The sequence below is a fragment of the Aquirufa sp. HETE-40SA genome (assembly GCF_054558635.1).
The window spans coordinates 252,506-278,875 of sequence record NZ_JBPXKN010000002.1 but is presented as its reverse complement, the minus strand read 5'-3'; the positions used below and the strand labels follow the sequence as shown (position 1 = coordinate 278,875).

31 protein-coding genes are annotated in these 26,370 nt (G+C 42.3%); 20 read left to right on the top strand and 11 right to left on the bottom strand.

The window, feature by feature from the left end:
• The 6 genes from accB to ACRZ9O_RS06555 form a co-directional block, all read right to left on the bottom strand.
• Positions 1-471, bottom strand: a complete 471-nt coding sequence (gene accB, locus ACRZ9O_RS06580; RefSeq protein ID WP_459457545.1) for an acetyl-CoA carboxylase biotin carboxyl carrier protein — start codon at positions 469-471, stop codon at positions 1-3.
• A 35-nt stretch (positions 472-506) separates the two neighbouring features.
• Entirely contained in the window at positions 507-1,070 is a 564-nt protein-coding gene (gene efp, locus ACRZ9O_RS06575) for an elongation factor P (RefSeq protein ID WP_459457543.1), read from the bottom strand.
• Between the two features lie 6 nt (positions 1,071-1,076).
• Positions 1,077-2,078 carry a beta-ketoacyl-ACP synthase III gene (locus ACRZ9O_RS06570; protein ID WP_459457541.1) on the bottom strand — a complete coding sequence of 334 codons (1,002 nt, stop codon included), beginning with the start codon at positions 2,076-2,078 and terminating at the stop codon, positions 1,077-1,079.
• Positions 2,079-2,083: 5 nt separating this feature from the next.
• Positions 2,084-3,028 carry a phosphate acyltransferase PlsX gene (gene plsX / locus ACRZ9O_RS06565; RefSeq protein WP_459457539.1) on the bottom strand — a complete coding sequence of 315 codons (945 nt, stop codon included), beginning with the start codon at positions 3,026-3,028 and terminating at the stop codon, positions 2,084-2,086.
• 125 nt (positions 3,029-3,153) lie between these two features.
• Complete coding sequence (rpmF, locus tag ACRZ9O_RS06560) at positions 3,154-3,345, bottom strand: 50S ribosomal protein L32 (protein ID WP_130895023.1); 192 nt, start codon at positions 3,343-3,345, stop codon at positions 3,154-3,156.
• Positions 3,346-3,359: 14 nt separating this feature from the next.
• Positions 3,360-3,899, bottom strand: coding sequence for a YceD family protein (locus tag ACRZ9O_RS06555; protein WP_459457537.1), 540 nt, complete (start codon positions 3,897-3,899; stop codon positions 3,360-3,362).
• Positions 3,900-3,987: 88 nt separating this feature from the next.
• Here ACRZ9O_RS06555 and ACRZ9O_RS06550 point away from each other — a divergent pair, with 88 nt between their 5' ends.
• Together ACRZ9O_RS06550 and ACRZ9O_RS06545 are read left to right on the top strand one after the other, a co-directional pair.
• Positions 3,988-4,605 carry a phosphatase PAP2 family protein gene (locus ACRZ9O_RS06550; protein ID WP_459457535.1) on the top strand — a complete coding sequence of 206 codons (618 nt, stop codon included), beginning with the start codon at positions 3,988-3,990 and terminating at the stop codon, positions 4,603-4,605.
• Positions 4,583-6,196: an ArnT family glycosyltransferase gene (locus tag ACRZ9O_RS06545; protein WP_459457533.1), complete on the top strand. Its 1,614-nt coding sequence runs from the start codon at positions 4,583-4,585 to the stop codon at positions 6,194-6,196. The genes ACRZ9O_RS06550 and ACRZ9O_RS06545 overlap by 23 nt, the downstream gene beginning before the upstream one ends.
• Positions 6,197-6,199: 3 nt before the next feature.
• Here the strand turns inward: ACRZ9O_RS06545 and ACRZ9O_RS06540 are convergent, their stop codons facing one another.
• On the bottom strand, positions 6,200-6,610 hold the full coding sequence (locus ACRZ9O_RS06540) for a nucleoside-diphosphate kinase (RefSeq protein ID WP_459457531.1): 411 nt from the start codon (positions 6,608-6,610) through the stop codon (positions 6,200-6,202).
• A 70-nt stretch (positions 6,611-6,680) separates the two neighbouring features.
• Between ACRZ9O_RS06540 and ACRZ9O_RS06535 the strand changes: the two genes are divergently transcribed.
• The 10 genes from ACRZ9O_RS06535 to ACRZ9O_RS06490 all read left to right on the top strand — a co-directional run bounded on the left by ACRZ9O_RS06535 (position 6,681) and on the right by ACRZ9O_RS06490 (position 16,816).
• Entirely contained in the window at positions 6,681-7,709 is a 1,029-nt protein-coding gene (locus tag ACRZ9O_RS06535; RefSeq protein WP_459457529.1) for a DHH family phosphoesterase, read from the top strand.
• A 10-nt stretch (positions 7,710-7,719) separates the two neighbouring features.
• On the top strand, positions 7,720-8,559 hold the full coding sequence (locus tag ACRZ9O_RS06530) for an FKBP-type peptidyl-prolyl cis-trans isomerase (RefSeq protein WP_459457527.1): 840 nt from the start codon (positions 7,720-7,722) through the stop codon (positions 8,557-8,559).
• A 4-nt stretch (positions 8,560-8,563) separates the two neighbouring features.
• Entirely contained in the window at positions 8,564-9,409 is an 846-nt protein-coding gene (locus ACRZ9O_RS06525) for an FKBP-type peptidyl-prolyl cis-trans isomerase (RefSeq protein WP_459457525.1), read from the top strand.
• Positions 9,410-9,411: 2 nt separating this feature from the next.
• Complete coding sequence (locus tag ACRZ9O_RS06520; protein ID WP_459457523.1) at positions 9,412-10,296, top strand: FKBP-type peptidyl-prolyl cis-trans isomerase; 885 nt, start codon at positions 9,412-9,414, stop codon at positions 10,294-10,296.
• The gene (rdgB, locus tag ACRZ9O_RS06515) at positions 10,296-10,895 is read left to right on the top strand and encodes an RdgB/HAM1 family non-canonical purine NTP pyrophosphatase (protein ID WP_459457521.1); all 600 of its coding nucleotides are present in this window, start codon (positions 10,296-10,298) and stop codon (positions 10,893-10,895) included. Before ACRZ9O_RS06520 ends, rdgB begins: the two co-directional genes overlap by 1 nt.
• Before the next feature lie 55 nt (positions 10,896-10,950).
• Positions 10,951-13,470, top strand: coding sequence for a DUF5686 and carboxypeptidase-like regulatory domain-containing protein (locus ACRZ9O_RS06510; RefSeq protein ID WP_459457519.1), 2,520 nt, complete (start codon positions 10,951-10,953; stop codon positions 13,468-13,470).
• Positions 13,471-13,573: 103 nt separating this feature from the next.
• Positions 13,574-14,218 carry a glycerol-3-phosphate 1-O-acyltransferase PlsY gene (gene plsY, locus ACRZ9O_RS06505; protein WP_459457517.1) on the top strand — a complete coding sequence of 215 codons (645 nt, stop codon included), beginning with the start codon at positions 13,574-13,576 and terminating at the stop codon, positions 14,216-14,218.
• 20 nt (positions 14,219-14,238) lie between these two features.
• Complete coding sequence (locus ACRZ9O_RS06500) at positions 14,239-15,609, top strand: dipeptidase (protein ID WP_459457515.1); 1,371 nt, start codon at positions 14,239-14,241, stop codon at positions 15,607-15,609.
• A gap of 1 nt (position 15,610) precedes the next feature.
• Positions 15,611-16,435 (top strand): N-acetylmuramic acid 6-phosphate etherase, encoded by an 825-nt coding sequence (gene murQ / locus ACRZ9O_RS06495; RefSeq protein ID WP_459457513.1) that lies wholly within the window; start codon positions 15,611-15,613, stop codon positions 16,433-16,435.
• Between the two features lie 57 nt (positions 16,436-16,492).
• Positions 16,493-16,816, top strand: coding sequence for a c-type cytochrome (locus tag ACRZ9O_RS06490; RefSeq protein ID WP_459457511.1), 324 nt, complete (start codon positions 16,493-16,495; stop codon positions 16,814-16,816).
• Positions 16,817-16,867: 51 nt separating this feature from the next.
• Here ACRZ9O_RS06490 and ACRZ9O_RS06485 read toward each other — a convergent pair whose 3' ends face one another.
• From ACRZ9O_RS06485 to yihA, 3 genes are read right to left on the bottom strand one after another with little or no spacing between them, the layout of a single operon-like run.
• The gene (locus ACRZ9O_RS06485; protein ID WP_459457509.1) at positions 16,868-17,344 is read right to left on the bottom strand and encodes a GNAT family N-acetyltransferase; all 477 of its coding nucleotides are present in this window, start codon (positions 17,342-17,344) and stop codon (positions 16,868-16,870) included.
• 5 nt (positions 17,345-17,349) lie between these two features.
• Positions 17,350-17,847: a DUF5606 family protein gene (locus tag ACRZ9O_RS06480; protein WP_459457507.1), complete on the bottom strand. Its 498-nt coding sequence runs from the start codon at positions 17,845-17,847 to the stop codon at positions 17,350-17,352.
• A gap of 33 nt (positions 17,848-17,880) precedes the next feature.
• A complete protein-coding gene (gene yihA / locus ACRZ9O_RS06475) occupies positions 17,881-18,495 on the bottom strand; it encodes a ribosome biogenesis GTP-binding protein YihA/YsxC (RefSeq protein ID WP_459457505.1) in 615 nt (204 codons plus the stop codon).
• A 170-nt stretch (positions 18,496-18,665) separates the two neighbouring features.
• Between yihA and ACRZ9O_RS06470 the strand changes: the two genes are divergently transcribed.
• On the top strand, positions 18,666-19,034 hold the full coding sequence (locus tag ACRZ9O_RS06470) for a four helix bundle protein (RefSeq protein ID WP_459457503.1): 369 nt from the start codon (positions 18,666-18,668) through the stop codon (positions 19,032-19,034).
• Between the two features lie 120 nt (positions 19,035-19,154).
• The gene (gene hemE, locus ACRZ9O_RS06465; RefSeq protein ID WP_459457501.1) at positions 19,155-20,183 is read left to right on the top strand and encodes a uroporphyrinogen decarboxylase; all 1,029 of its coding nucleotides are present in this window, start codon (positions 19,155-19,157) and stop codon (positions 20,181-20,183) included.
• 48 nt (positions 20,184-20,231) lie between these two features.
• On the opposite strand, the gene guaB is transcribed toward hemE, so the two are convergent.
• On the bottom strand, positions 20,232-21,701 hold the full coding sequence (guaB, locus tag ACRZ9O_RS06460) for an IMP dehydrogenase (protein ID WP_459457499.1): 1,470 nt from the start codon (positions 21,699-21,701) through the stop codon (positions 20,232-20,234).
• Between the two features lie 152 nt (positions 21,702-21,853).
• Here guaB and ACRZ9O_RS06455 point away from each other — a divergent pair, with 152 nt between their 5' ends.
• The 6 genes from ACRZ9O_RS06455 to nuoF are packed head-to-tail and all read left to right on the top strand — an operon-like array spanning position 21,854 to position 26,353.
• Positions 21,854-22,222, top strand: a complete 369-nt coding sequence (locus ACRZ9O_RS06455) for an NADH-quinone oxidoreductase subunit A (protein ID WP_395617049.1) — start codon at positions 21,854-21,856, stop codon at positions 22,220-22,222.
• Entirely contained in the window at positions 22,222-22,770 is a 549-nt protein-coding gene (locus ACRZ9O_RS06450; RefSeq protein ID WP_459457496.1) for an NADH-quinone oxidoreductase subunit B, read from the top strand. The genes ACRZ9O_RS06455 and ACRZ9O_RS06450 overlap by 1 nt, the downstream gene beginning before the upstream one ends.
• Positions 22,771-22,772: 2 nt before the next feature.
• Positions 22,773-23,270 carry an NADH-quinone oxidoreductase subunit C gene (locus tag ACRZ9O_RS06445; protein WP_459457495.1) on the top strand — a complete coding sequence of 166 codons (498 nt, stop codon included), beginning with the start codon at positions 22,773-22,775 and terminating at the stop codon, positions 23,268-23,270.
• Positions 23,271-23,279: 9 nt separating this feature from the next.
• Positions 23,280-24,515, top strand: a complete 1,236-nt coding sequence (locus ACRZ9O_RS06440; RefSeq protein WP_459457493.1) for an NADH-quinone oxidoreductase subunit D — start codon at positions 23,280-23,282, stop codon at positions 24,513-24,515.
• 3 nt (positions 24,516-24,518) lie between these two features.
• A complete protein-coding gene (locus ACRZ9O_RS06435; RefSeq protein ID WP_459457491.1) occupies positions 24,519-25,004 on the top strand; it encodes an NADH-quinone oxidoreductase subunit NuoE family protein in 486 nt (161 codons plus the stop codon).
• 8 nt (positions 25,005-25,012) lie between these two features.
• Complete coding sequence (gene nuoF / locus ACRZ9O_RS06430) at positions 25,013-26,353, top strand: NADH-quinone oxidoreductase subunit NuoF (protein WP_459457489.1); 1,341 nt, start codon at positions 25,013-25,015, stop codon at positions 26,351-26,353.
• Positions 26,354-26,370: the final 17 nt, after the last annotated feature.

The window sequence follows — 26,370 nt, the reverse complement described above, 5'->3', positions numbered from 1 at the left end:
TTACGCTTTTTCAACCACGAATAAAGGCTGATCAAATTCTACTGGACTCGCATTATCAACTAAGATCTTAACGATCTTTCCAGAGATCTCTGAATCGATTTCGTTAAATAATTTCATCGCTTCGATCACACACAAGGTCTTCCCAGGAGCGATTTCTGATCCTACTTCTACGAAATTATCTTTATCTGGACCAGCTGCGCGGTAGAATGTACCGATCATAGGTGATTTAACTGTGTATAAGTTATCTGCCACGGGAGCCGGTGCTGCTGCAACTGGAGCCGCTGGTGCTGCCGCCGCCGGAGCTGGGGAAACTGGAGCCGCCGCTGGTGCTGCTGAAACCACACTAACTACCGGTGCTGCTTCTCCGTGTTTCTTAACAGAAACTTTTAAACCTTCTGTTTCGATGCTAACCTCAGCTAATGGAGATTTAGCGATATAATCGAGTAATCGTTGAATTTCTTTAGTATCCATTCTTTTTGTTAATTAAACGCTACAAAGGTAGCTAATTATTTTACACGCTCAGCGTATGAATAGGTTCTTGTATCTACTTTAATTACTTCATCTTGTCCGATGAAAATAGGCACGGTGATCGTTGCTCCTGTTTCCACCGTGGCTGGTTTTTTAGGAGAGTTAGCCGTATCGCCACGAACGCCTGGCTCCGTGTAAGTTACCTTCAATTCTACGAATGGAGGCAATTCACAAGATAAAGCGGCATCGTTTTCTGTATTGATCAAAATCTCTACTTCTTGTCCTTCTTTCATCAAATCTGCCATTACACAAAGGTTTTCACCTAATAGGATTTGCTCAAAAGATTCTTGGTCCATGAAGTTATAGCCAAACTCATCTTTGTAGATGAATTGGAATTTTCTGCGCTCCACACGTACAGGATAAATGTTTACCCCTGAGTTAAAGGTATTATCGATTACTTTCCCTGAAGTTAAAGAACGTAATTTAGTCCGAACGAATGCTGGGCCTTTTCCTGGTTTTACGTGAAGGAATTCAATGATCGAGTATAAGTCGTCATTGTATTTAATCACCATGCCATTTTTAATGTCTGCTGTAGTTGCCATTTCTTATTATTTAGGGTCGTATGCCCATTTAACGTAAGCTGATCCCCATGTGAAACCTCCACCGAAGGCCGCTAAGATCAGATTATCTCCTTTTTTTAGTTTGTTTTCGTAATCCCAAAGACAAAGCGGAATTGTCGCCGCCGTCGTATTTCCATATTTCTGGATGTTCAACATCACTTTATCATCACTCACACCCATGCGATTTGCTGTCGCATCAATGATACGTTTGTTCGCTTGGTGCGGAACTAAGTATTTAATATCATCACCCGTTAAGTGATTGCGCTCCATGATTTCTGCCGAAACATCTGCCATACGCGTCACCGCAAATTTAAATACGGATTGCCCTTCTTGGCGAATGTAATGCCATTTTGCTTCCACTGTTTCCACTGTAGGAGGGTAGGCGCTACCGCCGCCTTTTTGCATTAAGGACTCACATCCTTCTCCATCAGATTTCAAGATAAAGTCTTGTACGCCTAAACCTTCGAAATTCGGTTCTAACATCACCGCTGCCGCGCCATCTCCAAAAAGAATGCACGTCGTACGATCCGTATAATCCACAATCGAAGACATTTTGTCCGCACCCACTACCACGATTTTCTTGTAACGACCTGATTCGATGAAGGCGGTACCTGCACCTAAGGCGTTCAAGAAACCAGAACAAGCTGCTGCTAAGTCAAAGGAAGCCGTTTCACGGATGCCTACTGCCTTGCAGATCAAGTTCGAAGCGGAAGGGAAAAAGTAATCTGGAGTGACCGTCGCGCAGATGACCATATCTACCTCTTCGGGTTTGGTATTGGTTTTCTTCAAGAGATCCTCTACCGCTTTAGCCCCCATAAAAGACGTTCCCAGGCCTTCGCCTTTCAATATACGTCTTTCTTTGATGCCGGTGCGAGAAGTGATCCACTCGTCGTTTGTATCAATAATTTTTTCTAATTCTTGATTCGTCAGCACATAATCCGGTACATATCCTGCGACTCCGGTGATGGCTGCACTTATTTTTTGGCTCATAATGATTATATGTTCTCGATGGCGGCCTTAATCTTTCCGCAAACATCTGATTCTACGACGGATCTACATAATTTGATCATGTTTTTGATTGCCAAAGGACTCGACGCCCCGTGCGCAATAATCACATTCCCGTTAATCCCGATAATCGGGCTACCGCCGTATTTTTCGTAATTCGTATTTTCCACAAAGTCATTCGTGATTCCTTGGTCTTTCATTATTTTGTACAGGGATTCGCCCATCTTCAAAATAATGTTTCCCGTAAATCCATCCGTCACAATCACATCTGCTTTGTTCTTAAAAAAGTCTTTTCCCTCTAAATTTCCAATGAAGTTGATCTTCTTGTTCTCTTTCAAAAGGGCATGGGTTGCAAGTGTAAGGATACTTCCTTTCTGCTCTTCTTCACCTATATTCATTAAACCTACGCGCGGGGCTTTCTTGCCAGTCGTTGCTTCAAAGTATACCGATCCTAAAAGAGCGAATTGATCTAGCATCTCAGGCTTGCAATCTGCATTAGCGCCAATATCTAGCATTAGAGCATAGGTGCCGTCCTCTTGTGGAACGAAACCAGCAATCGCTGGGCGAGAAATTCCTTCGATGGTTTTTACAGAAAATAAAGATCCGACCATCATCGCGCCGGTATTTCCTGCTGAAGCAAAGACGTCTGCTTTGCCTTCTTTTAAAAGATGAAACCCAACTCCGATGCTGGAATTGGGTTTTTGAGATAGTGCCTTAGTCGGATGTTCACCCATTTCAATTACTTGATCTGCAGGAATGATGACAATTTGCTTGCCAGCATACCCGTGTTTCGCTACTAATTGCTCAATGGTGTCCTGAGGACCTACGGCTAATATGGTGTCGTCGTTTGAAAGACTTGGTAACGCTAAAAGTATTCCTTCTATTACAGCTTCTGGAGCATAATCCCCACCCATCACATCAACGGCTATTTTCATTTAATTATGTTTAATTACTAAAGCTTTTGGCAAAAATAGCATTAAATTTAGTCAAAAAATAGCATTTTAACGGGATTTTTTCAGGTTCTCTGAAAAAAGGTGTAAAGCTGCAGTCTATCAGGGAATTACTTAACCGTGAATCCTTCTACGATCATTTTTCCTTTGTAGAACAAGTTACCTTCATGTACGTGAGCACGGTGGTAAAGGTGAGTTTCGCCTGTTTGAGGATCTACTCCTAAATGCTTAGGAGTCCCGAAATCATGCGCTCTTCTTGTATCACGACGAGTAGTAGAGATTTTTCTTTTAGGATGTGCCATGGTATTGTTATTTATTAATTATTGTCTGTTAATTTTTTTAATGCTGCCCATCTAGGATCCATTTCTGGCTCTTGATCAGCTTTATTTTCATCTTCTGGGTCTGTTGTATAAATCAACTCCCCATCTACATGCTCTTCTAAAGGTTTCACAAACCGCGGGTGCAACTTTTTCATGGGCACCTGCAAGGCAATGAAATCAAATAAATCTTGCGATAAATCTAATTTAGGCGACTTTCTATCTAACAAGAATAAATTGTCTCCCATATCCTCATTGTGATCCGAATATTTATAAATTATCTTCTCATCAAGGTGGATGGTGAATTCAAATTCCTCATTTGATCTGTCGCAAATTAATTTCAAATGGCCCTCAATTTCCAGTCTTACCTGAATCATGGTGGCCGATTTATCTAACGTCGCTTTTGCGTTAAATTCGCCTTTTTGAACCCATTCCTGCTCGAAAGCAGCGAAAAATTCATCATTCCCAGTGAAGGAATACGGGTATACTTTATCCTCTAAAGAAAGTATCGGTATCTGGTATGCTTCTAGGACGTTCATTTTCACTCTTGGGTAAAAAAGAATGCGAAATTACGAAAATATTCGAAAACAGCAATAGTTGCGCTGAACAAATTCGTAATTTCGAGGCATGAAGCATTGGAGTCCGGCTGTGAAAGCTTTTTTAGGGATCTTTATTTTTTACGAAGTACTCGGTTGGTTTTTTGTCAGCGCCTACCAGCGTCTCGATCAGCTTCAGCTCATCAACGAAAATAACTCCCCTCTTGCAGACATGACCTTTCAAGCGTTGACTGCAACGGCTGAAGTCGTTCTGCCTATTTTACTTTTGATTTACTTGTTTCGTTTTCAAAAAGCCTATGCTTTGCCTTATGTCTTTTCGTATGCCTTGTCTACGGGTTTGATTCAGGGATTAAAGCATCTGGTATTTACGGATGCGTTGCGTCCTCTGGCTTATTTTGCTAGTTCCGGTGTTAAATGGCATCTTGTTCCAGGCTTATTGATTAGCGAATACAATTCGATGCCTTCAGGTCACACGGGTGCAGCCTTTTTTATGTTCTTTTGGGTGGCGGTGCTGTTGCGTCGCTGGTTTTGGGGAGCGCTGGCAGGTTTAATCGCCGTAGGTGTGGCCTACTCTAGAGTCTATTTATTTCAACATTTTCCGGTGGACACCCTGGTGGGAGCAGCCATCGGACTAGGCTCTTCGGCCTTATTTTATTCGATTCACTATGCTAAGAGCGGTTCAAAGTAAACCTTACCTTTTCTGGGCGCTCGTGGGAGCGGCAGTCTATATTCCTTTTTTAGGGTCGACCCATTTGTTCGACTGGGATGAGGTTAATTTTGCGGAGTCTGCGAGGGAGATGATCGTGACGGGGGATTTTTTAAGCGTCCAAATTAACTTTCAGCCCTTCTGGGAGAAGCCGCCTTTATTCCTTTGGTTGCAGGCTTTGAGTTTTATGGCCTTTGATTCGTTTTCGGGACAATCGGATATTTCGATGGAATTTGCTGCGCGTTTTCCCAATGCGATCATTGGGATTGTGACACTTTGGGCGCTTCACGCGATTGGGAAGAAGACCTGGGGCGCTAATTTTGGGAATCTATGGGCCTTCTCTTATTTGGTTGCCATTACACCACATGTGTATGCGAGTTCCGGAATTATCGATCCGCTTTTCAATTTATTGATATTTTTAGGTGTCTATTTTTTTTCGGAGTTCTTTCAGGATTCGACGCGCTTTAGAAATGTCCTATTCGCTGGGATTTCGATTGGTTTAGCCTTGTTGACCAAAGGTCCCGCGGCTTTGCTCCTCTGGGCTTTGACCCTCCTGTTCGTCGGAATTCTGTACCGTTCTCGGGTGAACAAGCGGTTGTTTATGGGGGCGGTGCTTGCGGGATTGATCTCTTTATTTTTCTTTGTGGCTTGGTATGGTTTGATTGCCTACAAGTTTGGCTGGCAGATCATTGAAGATTTCTTTAGCTACCAGGTACGCTTGATGACTACCGGGGATGCCGGACATGGTCAGCCGTTTTATTACCATTTTGTAATCTTGTTGATCGGTTGTTTCCCCGTATCTATTTGGGCGGGGGCTCGGTTGTTTCGTTGGGAGCGCGAGGAATTAGACTTCTCGAACTGGATGAAAGTCTTGTTTTGGGTGGTTTTGATTCTGTTCAGTATTGTGAAGACGAAAATTGTACACTATTCCTCCATGTGTTGGATTCCGTTGACTTATTTCTCTGCTGTGGTACTGCAAGAATGGCAGGCAGGTGGATTTCGCTTTAATTGGAAGTACAACACGGCGATCGGCTTTGTGGGATTACTTTTAGCAATGGTGTTAACGGCGGTTCCATTAATTGGCCAAAACGCGGGCCTCATCGCTCCTTACATCAAAGACGTATTCGTGCAAGGTAATTTGCAGGCGCCGGTGTATTGGGCAGGATGGGAATTTTTGATCGGTGTTGCGTTTGCGGCTGTTGTGATTTATTACTTGTTGACAAAGAAGTTGCATACCTTAATGGCAGCTTCGTTAGTAACGATTATGGCTTATATGGCGATAGTTGTGCCTAAAATTGAAGGATATACGCAGGCGACCGTGATTGATTTTTATATCGCGAAAGCTGGCCAAAAAGTCTACATCGAACCCATCGGATTCAAGTCCTACGCGCACCTTTTGTATTTTCAAAAGCCCGCAGGGAGTCCCGCGGGCGATGAATTATTGACGGCGAAAAAGCTGGATAGACCGGCTTATTTCATTCTGAAAGCGGATGCAGAGGATAAATTCAAATACCACCCGAACTTGATCTTCCTAAAAGAAGAGAATGGATTTTTATTCTACAAGCACCGCTAAAATTTAAACTCCTGGGAAGAAGAACGCACCCTCAATAGCTGCATTCTCATTAGAATCTGATCCGTGGATCGCATTGGCTTCAATCGATTTGGCAAATAAACGGCGGATAGTGCCCTCTGCAGCTTGAGCTGGGTTTGTGGCTCCTATTAGTGCACGGAAATCCTCCACTGCATTCTCTTTCTCTAAAATCATTGGGATGATTTCGCTTTGCGACATGTAATCACACAGGCTTTGATAGAAAGGACGCTCGTTGTGAACCGCGTAAAATTGACCGGCTTGTTCAGGAGTCATTTTTAATTTTGTCATCGCAAGAATTTTAAATCCTGCTTTTTCAATTTGTTGAATGATGGGACCAGTATTGCCGTCTGCAACTGCATCTGGCTTGATCATAGTGAAAGTTCTATTTGTAGGCATTGGCATAATTTTCTACAAATTTATCTCTAACTTTGCGTTCGCCCAAATTTATTTCTGGCAAGCCCATTATATGACCTCCATCTCTGAGTTAAAAGCCCAACTTATTCCTGGTACGAAAGCCGTGATCACTGCCCATTACAATCCGGATTCGGATGCAATTGGCTCTACTCTCGCTTTTCAGGGGTATTTAGTTAAAAAAGGTATTCAGGCAACGGTGGCGGTACCCTCTGCCGTGTCGGCTAATCTAAAGTGGATGCCCGGAGCTGCTGATATCTTGGCTTATGACGAGCTGGTTCACAAGGTGCAAATCGATGCCTTAGTGGAGGAAGCTGATTTTATTTTCTGTTTGGATTTCTCAGGCATCCAAAGATTGCATAATATGGCACCTTTGGTGCGTAAGTCGAGAGCTAAAAAGGTGGTAATTGATCACCACTTGGATCCGGAAGATTTTGGCGATTATTATTACCATCGAACCGTTGCGGCCTCTACGTGTGAATTAATCTATGATTTAATCCTCGAATGGGGGGATGAAAGTTTGCTAGATCCATCGATAGGCTCTTGCCTTTATTCAGGTATTATGACCGATACAGGGTCATTCCGACATCCTAATACAACAGCACATGTACATACTGTGGTGGCTGCTCTTATCCGTTTAGGTGTGAATACAAACGAAGTGCATCGCAAGGTATTTGATTCGTCTAGTATCGATCGTTTGAAGTTTATCGGTCACGTTTTGGGCCAAAGAATGGACTACCTACCCGAGTATCATCTGGCATTTATGTGGATTACAGCCGAGGATTTAACAAAATTTAATTCCCAAGCGGGAGATACGGAAGGTATCGTAAATTATGGTTTACAAATTGCCGGATGTGTTTGGTCAATTCTGATGATTGAGCGTCCTGATGGCGTTAAGCTATCTTTTAGATCAATAGAACCTTTCGCCGTAAATGAATTCGCCTCTAAATACTTTGAAGGTGGTGGACATAAGAATGCTTCAGGTGGACGTTTTTCTACGGGAACTTTAAAAGATGCGAAGAAAAAACTAATGGAAGTGTTACCTTTGTACCTTTCTGAAATTAATCGAGTTAAAAATATCTAAAATCTATATCATGCGTAAACAACTAGCAGTAATATTTGTAGCGGCACTGGCACTAGCTTCGTGTAACAAAGTCGAAGTAATAGAGGGTGTTAAAATCCAAAAACATGAACATGACGACGCTGCTCCTAATTTAAAAGAAGGGGATATCATCACGTTTGATTTAGTGATTAAAAATGAGGCTGATTCTGTCATTAAGGATTCTCGTAAAGAAGGTAAGCCTTTGCAAGATTTAGTGCCACCTATGCCAATCCCAGGCACATTTAAAGGTTCATTTGAGAATGGTTTACGTTTATTAGCCGTTGGCGATAGTGCTACGATCTTCGTTCCTGTAGATAGTTTATTCAAAGATGGTCAACAACAGATTCCTCCTTTCTTGAAGCGCGGAACAGATGTTCGTTTCATTGTCAAAATCAAAAAATCGCAAACACGCGCAGAATTTGAGAAGGAAATGAAAAAGTTAGCAGCTGAGCAAATGGGTAAAGATTCTCAATCAATTGATGGATTTATCGCTAGTACAGGTAAGAAGTTCACTAAAACGGCCTCTGGTCTTTATGTGGCTATTTCTAACCCAGGTGCAGGTGAAAGTCCTAAAATGGGAGAATCATGGGAAGTGAATTATATTGGTTCTTTTTTAGATGGTAAAGAATTTGATAAAGGGGCAGCTGTCACTCTACCTCCAGTGGGACAATTAGTTCCAGGATTTAACGAAGCGATGATGTTATTGAAAAAAGGGGGTAAAGGAATGTTTATTATTCCTTCTTCTTTAGGATATGGTATTCAAGGTGCACCTCCCCGTATTCCTGCAGATGCTATTTTAGTATTTGAATTAGAAATATTGTCTAAGAAATAATTGAATGAAAGTTTTCGGATTCTTATTTATTGCTTTTTTTACGTTTTCCTGTCTATCTGATATCGCCTATGAAGATGACGTGAAAGCGACTGAAAATGAAAAACAGATTTTAGCCTATTTTGCTTCTCAAAGCCAAAATCCAACCGCTTTAGCGAATGGAGGTTATTATTTTGTTACTAAGTCGAATCCATCAGGAGAATTAGCGTCCAAAGGTGACTCACTTTTTGTACATTATGAGTTCTCGAACCTGGCAACAGGTAAGGTGCTAGATAGTACAGATAGGGCGGCTAATTCTCCTTATTTCTTTCGCTATGGTTTTGGAAACCCAATTTTCGTCAATTTAATGACAGCCTTGCGAGAGGGAGAGCAAGCCACCCTAATTTTACCCGGAACGGCGCAAGCTTTTCCTGATTTGCCTGCATACACCCCACTACTGGTGAAGGTGAAATCATACGTCGTTCGTACGCAAGATGATTTGATACGTGAATTCATCACACAGTATAAGTATTCTGTTACGGAAGCCCAAACGGATGGGTTGCGTTATATTCGCTTAAAGGCGGGTACTGGCGACATTCCAGCATCAGGGAAAATCGTAAAAGTTAAATACACAGGGCGCTTCTTAAATACCAAGGCTTTTGACGGAAATATGTCTCGTTCGGATAGTTTAAGTGTAACAATCGGTGGAACAGAAACAGTTAAAGGCTTCCAAAAAGGTATTGAGAAAATGCGTCTAGGAGAAAAAGCAGTCCTTATTTTTCCATCCTCATTAGGATATGGAGCTGCGGGTAATGCTAGTATTCCTGGAAACACTCCTTTATTTTTCGAAGTTTATATCGCTAAAATTCAATAAGTATGTTGAAGTATATCTTTTTCATTTTTTCATTTTTCGTGGTTTTATCTAGTTGTTCCGTTGAAAATGTTGCCGAACAAGAGCAACTAAATGACGAAGCAGAAATTCAAAACTATATCACTCAAGCTAAATTAGTGAATATGTTGAAGACGGCAGATGGGATGTACTATTCCATTAAGCCATCCGGAGTGACTAAAGTACCTGTTACTACTGATTTAGTCACGTTAAACTATAAACTTTATCTGCTTGATGGTACCTTAATTGACTCGACTAATGCACCTGATAAGCAGTTTAAATCCGTCGTTTATGGAGTTTCTCAAAGCATATTTACTCCCATGATTCAATTGATGAAGCAAGGGGACAAGGGAACTTTTTTATTGCCTTCAAGCTTAGCTTTTGGATCTATTTCAATTGGAAACGTTCCTGCCAATGCGTCACTTAGAGCAGAAGTAGAAGTTGTCTCTATTCGTACTGAAACAGAACAGATTACAGACATGAAAAACCTATATGGTTTTAAAAAACCAGAAATTACAAGCTCTGGTATGGTTTTTGAGAAAACCCTTGAATCAACCACTGAACCGGCTATAAGCACGGGTAAAACGGTGACCGTAAAATACCTAGGTCGATTAGGCTATGGAACGGTAAAAGTAGACGCGACTACCAATAAATTAGTTTTTGATTCTAAGTTTGGTGAGGGTCAATTTACATTTATTACGGGTACGAATCAGGTGATTAAAGGTTTTGAAGAGGCTGTCTTAAAAATGAAATTAAATGAGACGGCGAAAGTTATATTACCAAGTAGCATCGCCTATGGTGCGAATGGTAATGCCACGATACCAGGCTATTCTCCATTATACTTTGAAATTGAAGTAGTTTCCGTGCAATAATGCTCCCTGTTCTCTATTTAGCTACCCAAAACAGGCACAAAGTAGAAGAACTGAGCGCTTTGTTGAAAGATAATTTCGAAATTCGTGATTTAAGCACTCTATCGCTTACAGAAGAGATTCCTGAAACAGGGAAAACACTTGCGGAAAACTCGCTTCAAAAAGCCCGATATATTGCGGAAAAATTTCAAGTTACTTGTTTAGCTGACGATTCCGGTTTAGAGGTAGAGGCACTAGGTGGAGCGCCTGGCGTCTATTCCGCTCGCTACGCCGGAGAACCGAAGGACGATCAAGCGAATCTTCAATTACTCCTTACTAACCTTACTGGAAAAGCGAATCGGCGAGCACGTTTTGTGACAGTATTGACCTATTACGCTATTGGTACTTACTCTTCCTTTGAAGGGGAGATTCAAGGTAACATTGTAGAGGCACCTCGGGGAACTCAGGGTTTTGGTTACGATCCTGTTTTTCAACCTGAATACGAGACACGTACTTTTGCCGAAATGAGCTTAGCCGAAAAAAACCTGATTGCACACAGAGCTCGTGCTTTGGAGAAATTCATTAATTACCTAGACGAAACACAGAAATGTGCCGACGAATAGCAGAATATTGGCCTAGCTTGCTATTTTTGTAGTGTTTGCATACTAAATCCCCACAATGAAATTGAAAATCAGCTTATTGCTGTCGTTTTTCTTTTACTTAACGGCTATACCCTCTTTTGGTCAATTTGTGATCAAAGGACGCGTTTCGGATGCGAAGAATGGTGACCCAATTCCATTTGCTTCAGTGGGTTTAGTAGGGGTAAGTCAAGGAGCTACCACTAATTTTCAAGGCGAGTTTACGTTAAATTCAAAATATTCTGCCGATAGTCTTTTTGCCTCCTTCGTAGGGTATAAAAAGCGCGTCAAGAAAATAACGCGTGGGGCTAAATTACAGGAAATAGACTTCCAGTTAGAACCGACTGGACGCGAAATGGCGGAGGTAATTGTCTATTCGGGTGAAAATCCTGCCTTTAAAATTCTGCGTGGCGTTGTTCGCAACCGTGAAAAGAACGATCGTTCTAAGCTCACCGCATACGAATATGATTCCTATGCGAAGATGGAACTCGATGTAGATAATATCTCGGAGAAATTCAAGGAAAAAAAAGTAATGAAAGACATTGCTCAGGCTATTAAGAAATTTGAAAAAATAGCTGGAGAGGATGGAAAGCTAGTTATTCCTACTTATATCTCAGAATCTGTAGGGAAGTTTTATTATTTAGAGAGTCCACAACGAAAAAAGGAGATAATAACCAAGACTAATATTAAAGGAGTCGGTGTTAAGGATGGCTCCTTAATTTCACAACTAGTGGGGGGGAATTTAGTGGCTAATTATAATTTCTATCAAAACTATGTTGGCTTTTTTGGAAAGGATTTTGCAAGTCCTATTGGAGATAACTGGAAAGGTAATTATAGCTTCTTTTTAGGGGATACAGTGAATGTGGATGGCCATGTGTGCTATCAGATGGATTTCGATCCTAAAAATCCGATGGACTTGGTTTTCAGGGGCCAAATGTGGATAGATACGACTTCCTTTGCTTTGGTACAAATCGATGCGACTGTAGAGAAAGGAGCTAATTTAAATTTCATTGATAAGATAAAGATCTCTCAGGATTTAGAACAAACTAGCTCAGGGTCTTGGTTACCGGCAAGAACTCGATTCCTAATCGACTTGGAAGAAATAACCAAAGGTAGCGCGGGGATGTTATTGAAGATGTATATCTCTAATAAAGATTTTGTCGTCAATAAACCTCATGAATTAGGCTTTTATGATTTAACTACCGAGGTAGCTGAGGACGCGATGCAACCTAATCCAGAATTTTGGAAATATGCGCGGCATGAACCACTAAGCACGCAAGATTTGATGGCATCGGCATTAATTGATTCAGTGCAGAATCTTCCTATTGTTCGAACTTATGTGGAAATTGCCGAGATTATTTTGAGTGGATATAAGAAGTTTAATGATATTGAGGTAGGCCCTTATGTTTCAAGTTTTGCCATCAATAAAGTGGAAGGTGCTCGGTTTCGATTAGGTTTTAGAACAAACACTAACTTTGATAAACATTGGATTTTACGAGGCAATGTGGGTTTTGGGACAAAAGATTTAGTGCCCAAATATTCAGCAGAGGTAAATTACATCTTCTCTAAAAAGAAGTGGACGGTGGCTGGAATCAGACATTCTTATGATTTAGAGCGTGTAGGTTTAACTCCGGAATTAATTGGTGACAACAAATTATTCTATGTTTTCACGCGATGGGGAGCTTTTTCAGGGGCTTTCTTTCGACGCGAATCAGAAGCCTTTTTTTCCACTGAGCTTTCCAAAGGTTTGACGGTAACAACTTCTTTGAATACTCGCTCATTTGATCCTTTATTTCGTTTTCAATACCGTTTAAATCCGGAATTAGGGAGGGAATCTGCCGTTCAGGATTATTTTCAGGAGACTTTTGCCACACTGGAGATACGATTCGCTAAAAACGAGACATTCATCATGAATGGAAATGAGCGGATTACCTTAGCGACGAAGCGTATACCCGTCATTACATTGAAATACCAGCATGGATTTAAAGGTTTCTTGGGTGGAGATTTTACGTATGACCGCGTGACCTTGAAAGCCTACCAGACCTTCCGCTTAGGTTCCATAGGTCGTTCTGATTATACTTTATCAGCAGGCTATACACCGTCTAATTTACCTGCTCCGCTATTATTCCCGCATTTAGGGAATGAAACTTTCTTCTTTATACGTTCCGCTTATTCAACCATGAATTATTTTGAATTTGTGAGCGATCAATATGCTTCTATTCAATACAATCATAATTTTGATGGATTATTGTTTAACCGTATCCCTTTAATTAAGAAATTGAAATGGCGTTTAATCGCTTCAGGAAATATCTTGATGGGTAGTCAACGATCTGCCAATCGCGATATCATGAAAGATGTAAATAGTCCTTTGCGCTCAAAATTCCTCGATCAATATACCTTTGATTCATTAGATCCGAACAAGCCTTTTGCTGAAGTTGGTTATGGTATCGATAACATTTTCAAGATATTACGTATTCAAGCCTTTCATCGCTTGACCTATTTAGATCATGGAAATCCGCAACGATTTAGATTGATGGCTTCAGTTAATTTCTCTTTTTAGAACATTATAAAGATGAAAGTTTAAACATTTCAAGAATGTTTTTACTCTATTTGATTTCATAAACTCGTCGACCTATATTTACACGGTTACAACCATTCTAAATATGCTATTCATACTTGTGGGCCTATCAATACTAAGCTACCTGTTAGGCTCTATACCTACAGCGATTTGGTATGCAGCTCGCTACCATGGCATCGATATACGTCAGCATGGAAGTGGTAACGCAGGGGCAACCAACACGTTTCGCGTATTGGGTAAAAAAGCGGGTTCAATCGTTTTATTTGTGGATTCCTTAAAGGGTTTTGCTGCAGCTAGTTTGGCGACTGTACTTTATACATTCGGATTAGTGGATTGGGAATCGTGTGTGACCTTAAAGATATTGTTCGGTTTCTTAGCCATTATTGGTCATTTATTACCTGTCTTCTGTGATTTCAAAGGGGGAAAAGGAGTAGCAACCACCTTAGGGATGGTTATAGCTTTACATCCTCAAGCGGCATTTGCAAGTAGCCTTGTTTTCTTAGTCGTTTTTGCGATTTCACATTATGTTTCTTTAGGTTCGATGATCACCTCATTAGTCTTTCCATTACTACTTCAATTTGGGGTATTTGGGAAGGAATTGCCGATTTTGATTTATTTTGGATTTATTATTTCCTTTTTAGTGATTTTTACACACCGTAAAAATATTGGACGAATCATTTCAGGAACGGAAAATCGGATGTATCTTATTCCCCGAAAAGGACGTTTATAGCCTTTCTATCTTCATTTATTATGCAATCAACACACGAATTTATTGCCGCTCAAAAGGATCGGTTTTTAGCGGAGCTATTAGACTTATTACGTATTCCTTCGATTTCAGCAGATCCAGCCTACGCTGGTGATGTGCGTAAGGCCGCTGAATGGGTAGCGAATAATTTGCGTCAGGCCGGAGCAGATCAGGTGAGATTAGAAGAAACCCCAGGTTATCCGATTGTATATGGGGAGAAAATGGTGGATCCTTCAGCGCCTACGGTCTTAGTCTATGGGCATTATGATGTGCAACCCGCGGATCCTTTGGAGCTTTGGGATAATCCTCCCTTTGAACCAGTGCTTAAAGACGACGTGATTTATGCACGGGGAGCTTGTGACGATAAAGGTCAGGTCTTTATGCATTTGAAAGCATTTGAAGCGATGTTAGCCTCGGGTCAGCTAGCTTGTAATGTGAAATTCATGATAGAGGGGGAGGAAGAAGTGGGGTCGGATAATTTAGGCAACTTCGTTGAAGCAAATAAAGACTTGCTAAAGGCAGATGTGATCTTGATTTCGGATACGGCCATTATTGCAAATGACATTCCGTCCATTGATGTGGGTTTACGCGGATTGAGTTATATGGAAGTGGAAGTGCAGGGCCCGAACCGAGATTTACATTCAGGTGTGTATGGCGGTGCTGTAGCTAATCCAATTAATATTTTATGCCAAATGATTTCCTCGATGCACGATGAATTCAATCACATCACCATCCCAGGTTTTTACGATGGGGTGATGGAGGTGAGTGCGGCAGATAGAGCAGCGATGGCACAGACACCTTTTGATTTAGAGGCTTACCAAAAAGATTTAGGCATTGATACCGTTTACGGCGAAAAAGGATTTACTACCATTGAGCGGGCATCCATTCGCCCTACGCTAGATGTAAATGGGATTTGGGGAGGATATACAGGCGAAGGAGCGAAGACGGTTTTACCGTCGAAGGCTTATGCCAAAATCTCTATGCGACTAGTGCCTAATCAGTCTTCTGCTGAAATTACTCGTTTATTTACAGAACACTTTAAAGCGATAGCACCTAAAGGCGTAAAGGTAAAAGTGACAGCTCATCATGGTGGAGAAGGTTATTTGATGCCTACGGATAGCATTGCTTTTCAGGCTGCATCGGATGCGATGGCTACTACGTTTGGGAAACTACCGGTGCCCACCCGTGGAGGAGGAAGTATTCCGATTGTAGCCTTGTTCGAAAAGGAATTAGGGATCAAGTCAATTTTGATGGGCTTTGGCTTAGATTCAGACGCCATTCACTCGCCTAATGAGCATTATGGGCTATTTAATTTTTACAAAGGGATAGAAACGATTCCTCATTTCTTCCAAAACTTCGCATCATTATCGAAATAATATGGGGGAAAATTTAAGTGCTTTAGCAACAGAATCTACCTCTACGTATGACAATTTAGAGCAGCAATCGGTAGATACGATTTTGCGTCAAATTAACGTGGAGGACAAAACAGTCCCCTTAGCGGTGGAGAAAGTAATTCCCTCGATTGAGGCTTTAGTGCATGAAATCGTCAAGCGAATGAAGCAAGGCGGTCGTCTTTTTTACATCGGTGCCGGAACTTCTGGTCGCTTAGGCGTGGTGGATGCATCTGAATGCCCACCTACTTATGGCGTTCCTCATGACTGGGTTATTGGCTTAATTGCAGGCGGCGATTCTGCGATTCGCAAAGCGGTAGAGAATGCGGAAGATGATGAAAAACAAGCTTGGCTTGATATGGAGGCCTATGGTATCGACGAACTAGATACGGTAGTAGGAATTGCGGCATCAGGAAGAACACCCTACGTGATTGGAGGTTTACGCGATGCGAATGCACGCGGAATTTTGACTGGATGTATCGTTTGTAACGCAGGAAGTCCTGTAGCAGCAGAAGCAAAATATCCTATCGAAGTGGTGGTAGGTCCTGAGTATGTTACAGGAAGTACCCGAATGAAGTCTGGAACAGCCCAAAAACTCGTATTAAACATGTTATCCACCGCCGTCATGATTCAATTGGGTCGTGTAAGAGGGAACAAAATGGTGGATATGCAGTTAAGTAATCACAAATTAGTCTTACGTGCCATTCGAATGGTTCGCGAAGCTACGGGTGTAAGTGATGAGTTAGCAGCGGAACTTTTGGAAAAACATGGCAGTGTTAGAAATGCAGTAGATGTAATTCAGGCAAAATAAATTGGGATTATAGCGCTTTAATCCCTTAATTTGTAGCATTAAAATCAAATACCTCTTATGAAAAACAGAATAAACCTTATTTTAACTTTCGTGTTCGGAACAATGGCTTTGGGCTTTCAAGCAAAAGCAGAAGATTTTCCAGCAGATATCAAGCCTTTAATGACTAAGTATACTTGTTTTGCATGTCATAAAGTAGACACACGTTTAGTGGGTCCAGCTTATAAAGATGTGGCTAAGAAGAAATATTCAGTAGATAAGATTGTTGCTTTAATAGGAAAGCCACAGCCATCTAACTGGCCAGGATATCCTCCAATGGCGCCAATGACCGTGCCTAAAGAGGATGCAGTTAAATTAGCGAAGTACATTAACTCGTTGAAATAATTGATCAATTAGCATAAAAAAAGCCCTCGAGATAATCGAGGGCTTTTTTATTTATAAGGCTTTTAGCATCCAGATATCGCAACCGCAATGTCCACTATTTCCCAAGGGACTCTCAAGTGGCTTGAAGCCTACCTTTTCATAGATCGAAACCGCTTTTTCAAGTTCTGGCATTGATTCTAAGTAGACTTGGGTGTACGCGTTATCTTTAGCCCAACTCAACGATTTCTCCATCAGTTGCTTACCTAAGCCGGTTCCTCTTGCTTCTTTCGAAACATATAGCTTAACGAGTTCACACGTTCCGTCCGGTAAATTATCTGTAGGGTAGATCCCACATCCACCCACAACCACTTCGTCTATTGTGGCAACGTAATAAAATGAGCCTGGGGTACGAAACAATTCATACAAAGCATCTGTGGTAGGGTCAAAATAGACCGTTCCTGGTTTATTCGCCCCAAATTCCGCCAATGCTGTACGAATTACCTTCGCCAGTGCTTCATTGTCTCCGTGTTCGATGGGCCGAATTTGCATGTGGTTTATTTTGCAGCTTTCTTCGCAGCGGGCTTCTTTTCTGCTTTTTCAGCTGGAGCAGCTTTTTCTGCCTTAGGAGCCTTTTCAACTTTCGCTGCTACAGGAAATAACTCAGGCGCGTTTGCTACCAAAATTAAGTACCAGCTTAATATTTTTTTGATGTCTGACGCGAATACGCGGTCTGTATCATAGTTAGCAACAACCGTAGCCAAGGTGCTAAATAATTCAGCATCACTCGCTTTTTTTGCTTCGATAGGTAAAACGCCATTGAATTTAGCGTGGATTTGCAAGAACAAATCTGCTAAAGGTAACGTGCTATCTTGGTGATCATCTAAATACAATGAGATGTCTTTTAACACAGAAATACGTGTTTGTCCACCTACCACTGATTTTTGTTTTGCGGCGTCCAAAGTCTCCACAATCACACCCGTACGCGTCGGTTTTAACACTTTGTATAATCCACTTTTTCCCGAGATATGGGCAACTTCATTCAATAAATCCATGTTATTTAGCTTGTTATGGGGGCAAAAATAGTACTATTTCCCTATTCTGTAAGGAGATGTTTGAATTAATTCGTTAATAGAGGCCAAAATTTCCTCCCGACCCACATGCTTCTCAGCCGATGTAATAAAAAGGGGAGGCAGTTCATCCCACATGTCTAAAAGGAAGTTTTTATACACCTCAACACTCTCATTTACTTGCTTTTGGGACAATTTATCTGCTTTCGTAAACACAATATAAAACGGAATTTCATCCTCGACCATGCGGCTCATAAATTCAATATCCACTGCCTGAGGCTTCAAACGAATATCCACTAACACAAACAAACAGGTCAAATTCTCCCGATGAATCAAGTAATCAAAGATCATTTTCTCAAACTCCTTCCTTTTCTCCTTACTGACTTTGGCAAAACCATAACCCGGTAAATCCACTAAATACCACTTCTCATCAATGATGAAGTGATTAATTAATTGCGTTTTTCCAGGTGTCTGCGATGTTTTCGCTAAACCTTTATGAAAGGTCAACGAATTAATCAACGATGATTTTCCCACATTGGAGCGACCAATAAAGGCAAATTCAGGATATTTTGCCGGAGGGCAATTCTTAAAGTCGGTGTTACTGGTAACGAATTTAGCGTTAATCTGAGCCATAGGGCGGGTGATGATGAGGGACAAAGGTAAGGAAAATAGTCAGAAGTCCGGAGGGAGGGAGTCCGAAAGGAGGTAGTCCGAAGTCCGGAGGGGATTAGTCAGAAGTCCTTAGGGGTTTATCAGATTACTGATACAATAGATAATCTAAAAATCGTTTAGGGAATAAACTTATGCGAGTTTCTAGGTTTGAGGATTTACTTGTTTGGCAAAAATCTATTAATCAATCTGTATTAATATATAGATTGTACGCAAAAAATTTAGATTGGGGTTTTAAAAATCAAATCCAAAGGGCCTCCGTCTCTATTGCTAATAATATTGCAGAAGGATTTGATAGAAGTTCAGACAAAGAGTTTAAAAGATTTTTATTTATCGCATTAGGTTCAGCGAGTGAAGTACGATCTATGAATTATTTAGCTTTAAAATTAAACTATATTTCAACCGATGAATACAATGATTGTAATTATCAACTAATTGAAATTTCAAAAATGCTTAACGGACTATCGCGGTCGCTGAACCGAAACGAAGTAAAATATCTCTAATTCCTTCCTGACTCTTTTCCTCCGGACTCCGGACTCCCTTCCTCCGGACTAATCGCCTTCGGACTTTTTCCCTTCGGACTCTTTCCCTTCGGACTATTTTCCCTTAACTTTGCGTCAGATATGGAAAAACTACAAAACGATCTACTTCTTCGTGCCGCGCAGGGTTTACCTGTGGAGCGAATCCCGGTTTGGGTGATGCGTCAGGCAGGGAGGATTTTACCAGAATATAGAGCTGTAAGGGCGAAAGCGGGTTCATTTATTGGTCTAGCGACGCATCCAGAAATGGCGGCGGAGGTGACGATTCAGCCGGTGACGCGTTTTGGTGTGGATGCGGCGATTATCTTTTCGGATATTTTGGTGGTGCCGGAGGCGATGGGTTTACCGTATTTGATGGAGGAGCAGAAGGGTCCGATTTTTCCGGAGGTGATTCGGTCGAAGGCGGATTTGGCGAAGATTCGGGACGCGAATCCGGAACAGGATTTGAAGTATGTGTTAGATGCGATTAAGATCGTGAAGAAGGAATTGGCTGGCAAGGTGCCTTTAATTGGATTTGCCGGTGCACCTTTCACGATTTTCTGTTATATGGTGGAGGGAAAAGGGTCGAAGACGTTTTCGCAGGCCAAAAAGATGTTATATGCTGAGCCTGAGTTAGCGCACGCTTTGTTGCAAAAGATTACGGATTCTACGATTTCGTATTTGAAGGCGCAGGTGGCGGCTGGGGCTAATTTAGTTCAGATTTTTGATTCATGGGCGGGAATTTTATCGCCAGCGCAGTATTCGGTGTTTTCAACTCCTTATTTAAAGCAAATTTGTGATGCAGTGACGGAAGTTCCGGTGACACTTTTTGCCAAAGGAGCTTTCTTCGCTCGCGAGGAAATGGCTGCACTTAATTGTGCGACGATTGGTTTGGATTGGAATATGGATATTGCAGAATCACGTCGTTTAGTGGGACCTAACAAGACTTTACAAGGAAATTTAGATCCTTGTGCCTTATATGGTGATTTCAAGACGGTGGAAGCGGAGACTAAGAAGATGATTGACCAATTTGGGACGCAGCGTTACATTGCTAATCTTGGTCATGGAGTTTATCCGGACATTGACCCAGACAAGGTCCAGTGTTTTGTGGATACGATTCAGAATTATAAATAAAAAAAGCCTCGCGATGAACGAGGCTTTTTCTATGAATAAGCTAAAATCTTATTTCGCCGAATAGTTAGGCGCTTCTTTCGAGATGCTCACATCGTGTGGGTGACTTTCTTTCACACCGGCTGAAGTGATTTTCACGAACTTCGCTTGTTGCATCGCTTCGATTGAAGAAGCTCCACAATAACCCATGCCGGCTTTTAGTCCACCGACCATTTGGTATAAAATCTCCGTTACCGAACCTTTGAACGGTACGCGACCTACGATTCCTTCCGGAACTAACTTTTTGATATCGTCTTCCGCGTCTTGGAAATAGCGGTCTTTCGATCCGTCTTCCATAGCCTCTAAAGAGCCCATTCCACGGTATGATTTGAATTTACGTCCTTCTAAAATGATCATCTCACCTGGTGCTTCGTCTGTTCCAGCTAGAAGAGAACCAATCATGACGGTGCTAGCGCCGCCTGCGATGGCTTTGGCCACATCACCTGAATACCGAATACCTCCGTCAGCAATGACTGGGACATCGTATTTTTGTAAAGCTTTGGCCGCTTCATAAACGGCTGTCAATTGCGGCATACCCACACCTGCAATGATACGGGTGGTGCAAATACTTCCTGGACCTACACCCACTTTCACCGCATCTGCTCCTGCTTCCGCTAAGGCAACAGCCGCATCGCCTGTCGCGATGTTACCCACGATCACATCCAAGGTAGGGAATGCTTTCTTTACTGATTTCAAGGCATCAATAACACCTTTCGAGTGACCGTGCGCGGTATCGATACTGATAACATCGACGCCTACTTGCACTAAGGCTTGCACGCGGTCTAATAAATCAGGCGTTACACCTACGGCGGCACCTACGCGAAGGCGGCCTAGGGAATCTTTCGATGCCAAAGGGTGTGACTTGCGTTTTAATATATCCTTGTAAGTAATTAAACCAATCAACTTTCCATTCTGGTCGATGATCGGTAATTTTTCGATTTTGTATTCTTGCAAAATGCTTTCGGCCTCTTCCATGCTGATTCCTTCTTTGGCCGTAATCAAATTATCCTTCGTCATGATCTCATTCACAGGACGGGCGGTTTGCTTTTGGAAACGTAAATCACGGTTCGTCAAAATTCCCACCAAGCGACCATCGTTATCAATCACTGGGATACCTCCGATCTTGAATTCCTTCATGATGCGTTGTGCATCACCTAAAGTAGAGTTGTCTTTCAAGGTCACAGGATCGATGATCATGCCTGACTCAGAACGCTTTACCTTCCGAACTTGTGCCGCTTGCTGCGCAATTGTCATGTTCTTGTGGATGATTCCGATGCCACCTTCTTGCGCCAAGGCGATAGCTAAATCGGCTTCCGTAACGGTGTCCATCGCAGCGGAAACAATCGGAATGTTTAACCAAATGTTACGCGTAAGGCGAGAGGAAGTACTTACTTCGCGGGGCAAAACCTCGGAATAAGCGGGAAGCAAAAGTACGTCGTCGTACGTTAAGGCTTCAAAAAGAAATTTGGTGGAATCAAGCATAGCAAATAATTTGAACCGGGTGTTGAATGAGTGCCCTTATTTGCAGGACAAAATTACACGAAATTTCTCAAATATTTCAATCCTTTTCTGAATTTTTCTCTCAGATTTAGATTTTTAGCTGTAAATTGCGGCTTGAATTTTAAGCCTTCGTAATGAACTATCAACCTCAGGATTTTCTTCCTATTTTTGTTCAGCTAGCAGCTGCTTTGGCATTTATCGTCGCTACGATGTTAGCCACTCACGCATTAGGTCCTAAAAGACATTCTAAAGCGAAAGATGATACTTTCGAATGTGGGATTGAATCGATTGGTGATGCGCGTACCCCTATCTCAGTTAAGTATTTTCTAGTAGCCATTCTTTTTGTGCTATTCGATATAGAAATCGTCTTCATGTATCCATGGGCAGTGAATTTTAAAGAATTGTCTTGGAATGGATTTTATGAGATGTTAGTATTTATGGGCTTGCTTCTAGTAGGCTTTTTGTACGTATTGAAAAAAGGAATTTTAAAGTGGGAGAAATAATGAGTGATTCAACAGTTCAAGTAGCTGAAGCGCCTCCAGGAGTAGAGGGAGCTGGTTTTTTCGCTACGTCTTTAGATAGTTTAGTGGGTTTAGCGCGCGCTAATTCACTTTGGCCTTTACCATTCGCGACTTCATGCTGCGGTATTGAGTTTATGTCTACGATGGCATCCCATTATGATATCGGACGTTTTGGTGCGGAGCGTTTAAGTTTCTCTGCCCGTCAAGCGGACGTTTTGATGGTGATGGGAACCATCTCTAAGAAGATGGCACCGGTTGTAAAACAGGTATATCTCCAAATGGCTGAGCCACGTTGGGTATTATCGGTAGGGGCTTGTGCTTGTTCTGGAGGTATTTTTGATACGTATTCTGTTCTACAAGGAATTGACCGTATTATCCCAGTGGATGTTTATGTGCCAGGTTGCCCACCACGTCCGGAGCAAATTTTGGATGGTTTTATGCAGATCCAAGAATTAGCGAAGAAGGAAACTACACGCAGACGTAACGAACCAGAATACAAAGCTTTATTAGCTTCTTACGGAATCGAATAAATATGAACGATAAGATAATAGAAGCGCTTCTAGCGCAGTTTGGTGAGGAGGGTGTGTATGGAATAGGGGAGTCACATGGCATTTTGCAGGTGACCACGGAAGTAGAGAATATCGTTCCGATGATCCACTTCTTGTATGCACACCCAGTATTTAAGTTTCAATTTTTGACGGATTTGGCTGGAATTCATTTTCCGGAGGCCAAAGGTCAGGAATTAGGAGTGATCTACCACTTACATTCTTTGGAAAACAACGTGCGTCTTTGGATTAAGGCCTATGCGCCTATCGAAGCGCCTATTTTCCCTACGATCACCGGCCTTTTTGCTACGGCTAACTGGATGGAGCGCGAGGCGTTTGATTTTTATGGTATCATCTTTGAAGGTCACCCTAATTTGACCCGTATCCTAAATATGGACGAGATGGATTACCACCCGATGCGTAAAGAATATCCGCTAGAGGATGCGACGCGTCACGATAAGATTGATGAATTGTTTGGACGATAATAAATAGACATGTCTGATATAGCTTTAGTAAACAGCCCTAATGTAGGATTAGATAAAACACAAAAAGGGGGACCTTATGTGAATGAATTATCTACGTTAAACTTAGGTCCTACGCACCCAGCGACACACGGTATCTTCCAAAATATCTTAACGATGGACGGAGAAACGATCGTTGATGCGGAGCAAACCGTGGGTTATATCCACCGGGCCTTTGAGAAAATCGCAGAACGTCGTCCTTTCTATCAAATCACGACTTTAACAGACCGCATGAACTACTGTTCAGCTCCTATTAACAATATGGGCTGGCACATGACGGTAGAAAAATTGTTAGGCATCGAAGTTCCGAAGCGCGCGCAATACATGCGTGTGATCATGATGGAACTGGCACGTCTAACGGATCACATTGTGTGTAATTCCATCTTAGCGGTAGACACCGGAGCCTTAACGGGTTTCTTGTATGTATACCAATGGAGAGAGTTCATCTACGAGATTTATGAGGAGATGTGCGGTGCACGTCTGACGACGAATATGGGTCGTTTTGGTGGTATGGAGCGTGATTTCACGCCTGTAGCAATCGAAAAAATCCAAAAATTATTAAAAGAACTACCAGCGGCTTTGAAGGAATTCGAAGGCATGGTGATGCGTAACCGTATCTTCATGGACCGTACCCAAAACGTGGGCGGGATTTCTGCCGAACGCGCTTTGAACTACGGATTTACAGGTCCTAATTTACGTGCGGCGGGTGTGGATTACGATGTCCGTTCATTGAATCCTTATTCATCTTACGAAGATTTTGAATTCGATGTGCCGGTAGGTACAAAAGGCGATACGTATGATCGTTTCTTAGTGCGGGAAGAGGAGATGTGGCAAAGTTTGCGCATCATCCAACAGGCGATGGACAACCTTCCGGAAGGTCCATACCACGCAGATGCGCCGCATTATTATTTACCAGATAAGCAAGACGTCTACCATAATATGGAGGCCTTGATCTACCACTTCAAAATTGTGATGGGAGAGATCGATGCACCGGTAGGAGAAGTTTACCATTCAGTAGAAGGCGGAAACGGGGAATTAGGTTTCCACTTGGTTTCTGACGGAGGTCGTACGCCCTACCGTTTGAAATTCCGTCGTCCCGGATTTATATATTACCAGGCTTTCCCAGAGATGATCAAGGGAACCACCCTTTCAGATGCGATCGTAACGATGTCATCGATGAACGTAATTGCAGGAGAGTTAGATACTTAAGACATGAGCAAGATTGTTTTCCCAGCAGAAACGCTGGAATTAGTTAAAAAGATTATCACCCGCTATCCGGAAGGGAAGCAGAAGTCGGCCATTTTACCGATCCTTCACTTAGCGCAAGCTGAGTGGAAGTGGTGCTCGCCAGAGGTGATGGATTATGTAGCGACCCTAATGGACATCAGTCCGATCGAGGTGTACGAGGTAGCGTCATTCTATACGATGTTCCACTTAGAGCCGGTAGGAGAACATGTGATTGAGTATTGCCGGACGGGTCCTTGTTGCTTAATGGGTGGTGTGGAAGTATACGATCACTTGAAGAAACGTTTGAAGATTAATACGGGCGAAACGACCAAAGATGGCAAGTTTACCATCAAAGAAGTGGAGTGTTTAGCCGCTTGTGGATGGGGTCCTGTATTCCAAATCCGCGAAAAATACTACATGCACCTAACGAACGAGAAGGTGGATGAAATTATAGATGAATTGAGCAAATAAGGCCTAGGATGAAGATATTAACCGAACATATAGACGTACCTAACATCGACACGATAGACGTGTTTATGAAACATGGTGGGTATTCAGCGGTCAAAAAAGCACTTAAGAAAATGACCCCTGACGAGGTAACTGAAGAGGTGAAGAAGTCAGGTCTTCGTGGTCGTGGAGGCGCAGGTTTCCCAATGGGCATGAAGTGGTCATTCTTAGCGAAACCAGAGGGGGTACCTCGTTATTTAGTGTGTAATGCCGACGAATCAGAGCCTGGTACGTTCAAGGACCACTATTTGATGTGGAAATCCCCACATACCTTGATCGAAGGAATGATTGTTTCTTCGTTTGCATTAGGAGCAAACACCTCCTACATCTACGTACGTGGTGAGTTAATGTATGTGATTGCTATTTTAGAAAAAGCCATTCAAGAGGCGTATGATAAAGGATTATTAGGAAAGAATATCTTAGGTTCAGGTTACGATCTTGATCTATTTGTTCAACCGGGTGGTGGAGCTTATATCTGTGGAGAAGAAACCGCTTTATTAGAATCTTTAGAGGGTAAAAGAGGTAATCCTCGTAATAAGCCACCTTTCCCAGCGGTGAAAGGTTTATGGCAATGTCCTACGGTAGTGAATAACGTAGAATCTATCGCGGCCACTTCGTGGATCGTGAATAACGGAGGCGATGCGTATGCAGCGATCGGTGTAGGACGTAGTACAGGAACGAAATTAATCTCGGCTTCTGGTCACATTAAGAAACCAGGTGTTTATGAGATCCCATTAGGGATTACGGTCGAAGATTTCATCTATTCGGATGAATGGTGCGGCGGTATTCGCGATGGACATAAATTAAAAGCAGTCGTGGCCGGTGGTTCGTCTGTGCCTATCTTGCCAGCCGAGTTAATCTTAACCACTGCAGCTGGAGAGAAGCGTTTGATGACTTATGAATCTTTATCGGATGGTGGTTTTGCTACCGGTACGATGTTAGGTTCTGGTGGTTTTGTGGTGATGGATGAGACAGCTTGTATCGTTCATAATACCTTGACATTTGCGAAGTTCTACCACCACGAGTCATGTGGACAATGTTCTCCATGCCGCGAAGGTACAGGTTGGATGGACAAGGTATTAAACCGCATCGAGCACGGTCAAGGCCGCAAAGAAGACATCGATTTGTTAGTCGATGTAGCGAAGAAAATTGAAGGAAATACGATTTGTCCATTAGGGGATGCGGCGTCTTGGCCAGTGGCTGCGGCGATTCGCCATTTCCGCGATGAGTTCGAGTGGCATATTGAACACCCAGAATTAGCGACAAAACCAGGCGCGGTATTTATGCGCAAGGGGGCTAGTTGGACAAAATAATTTGGCAGAAATTAACG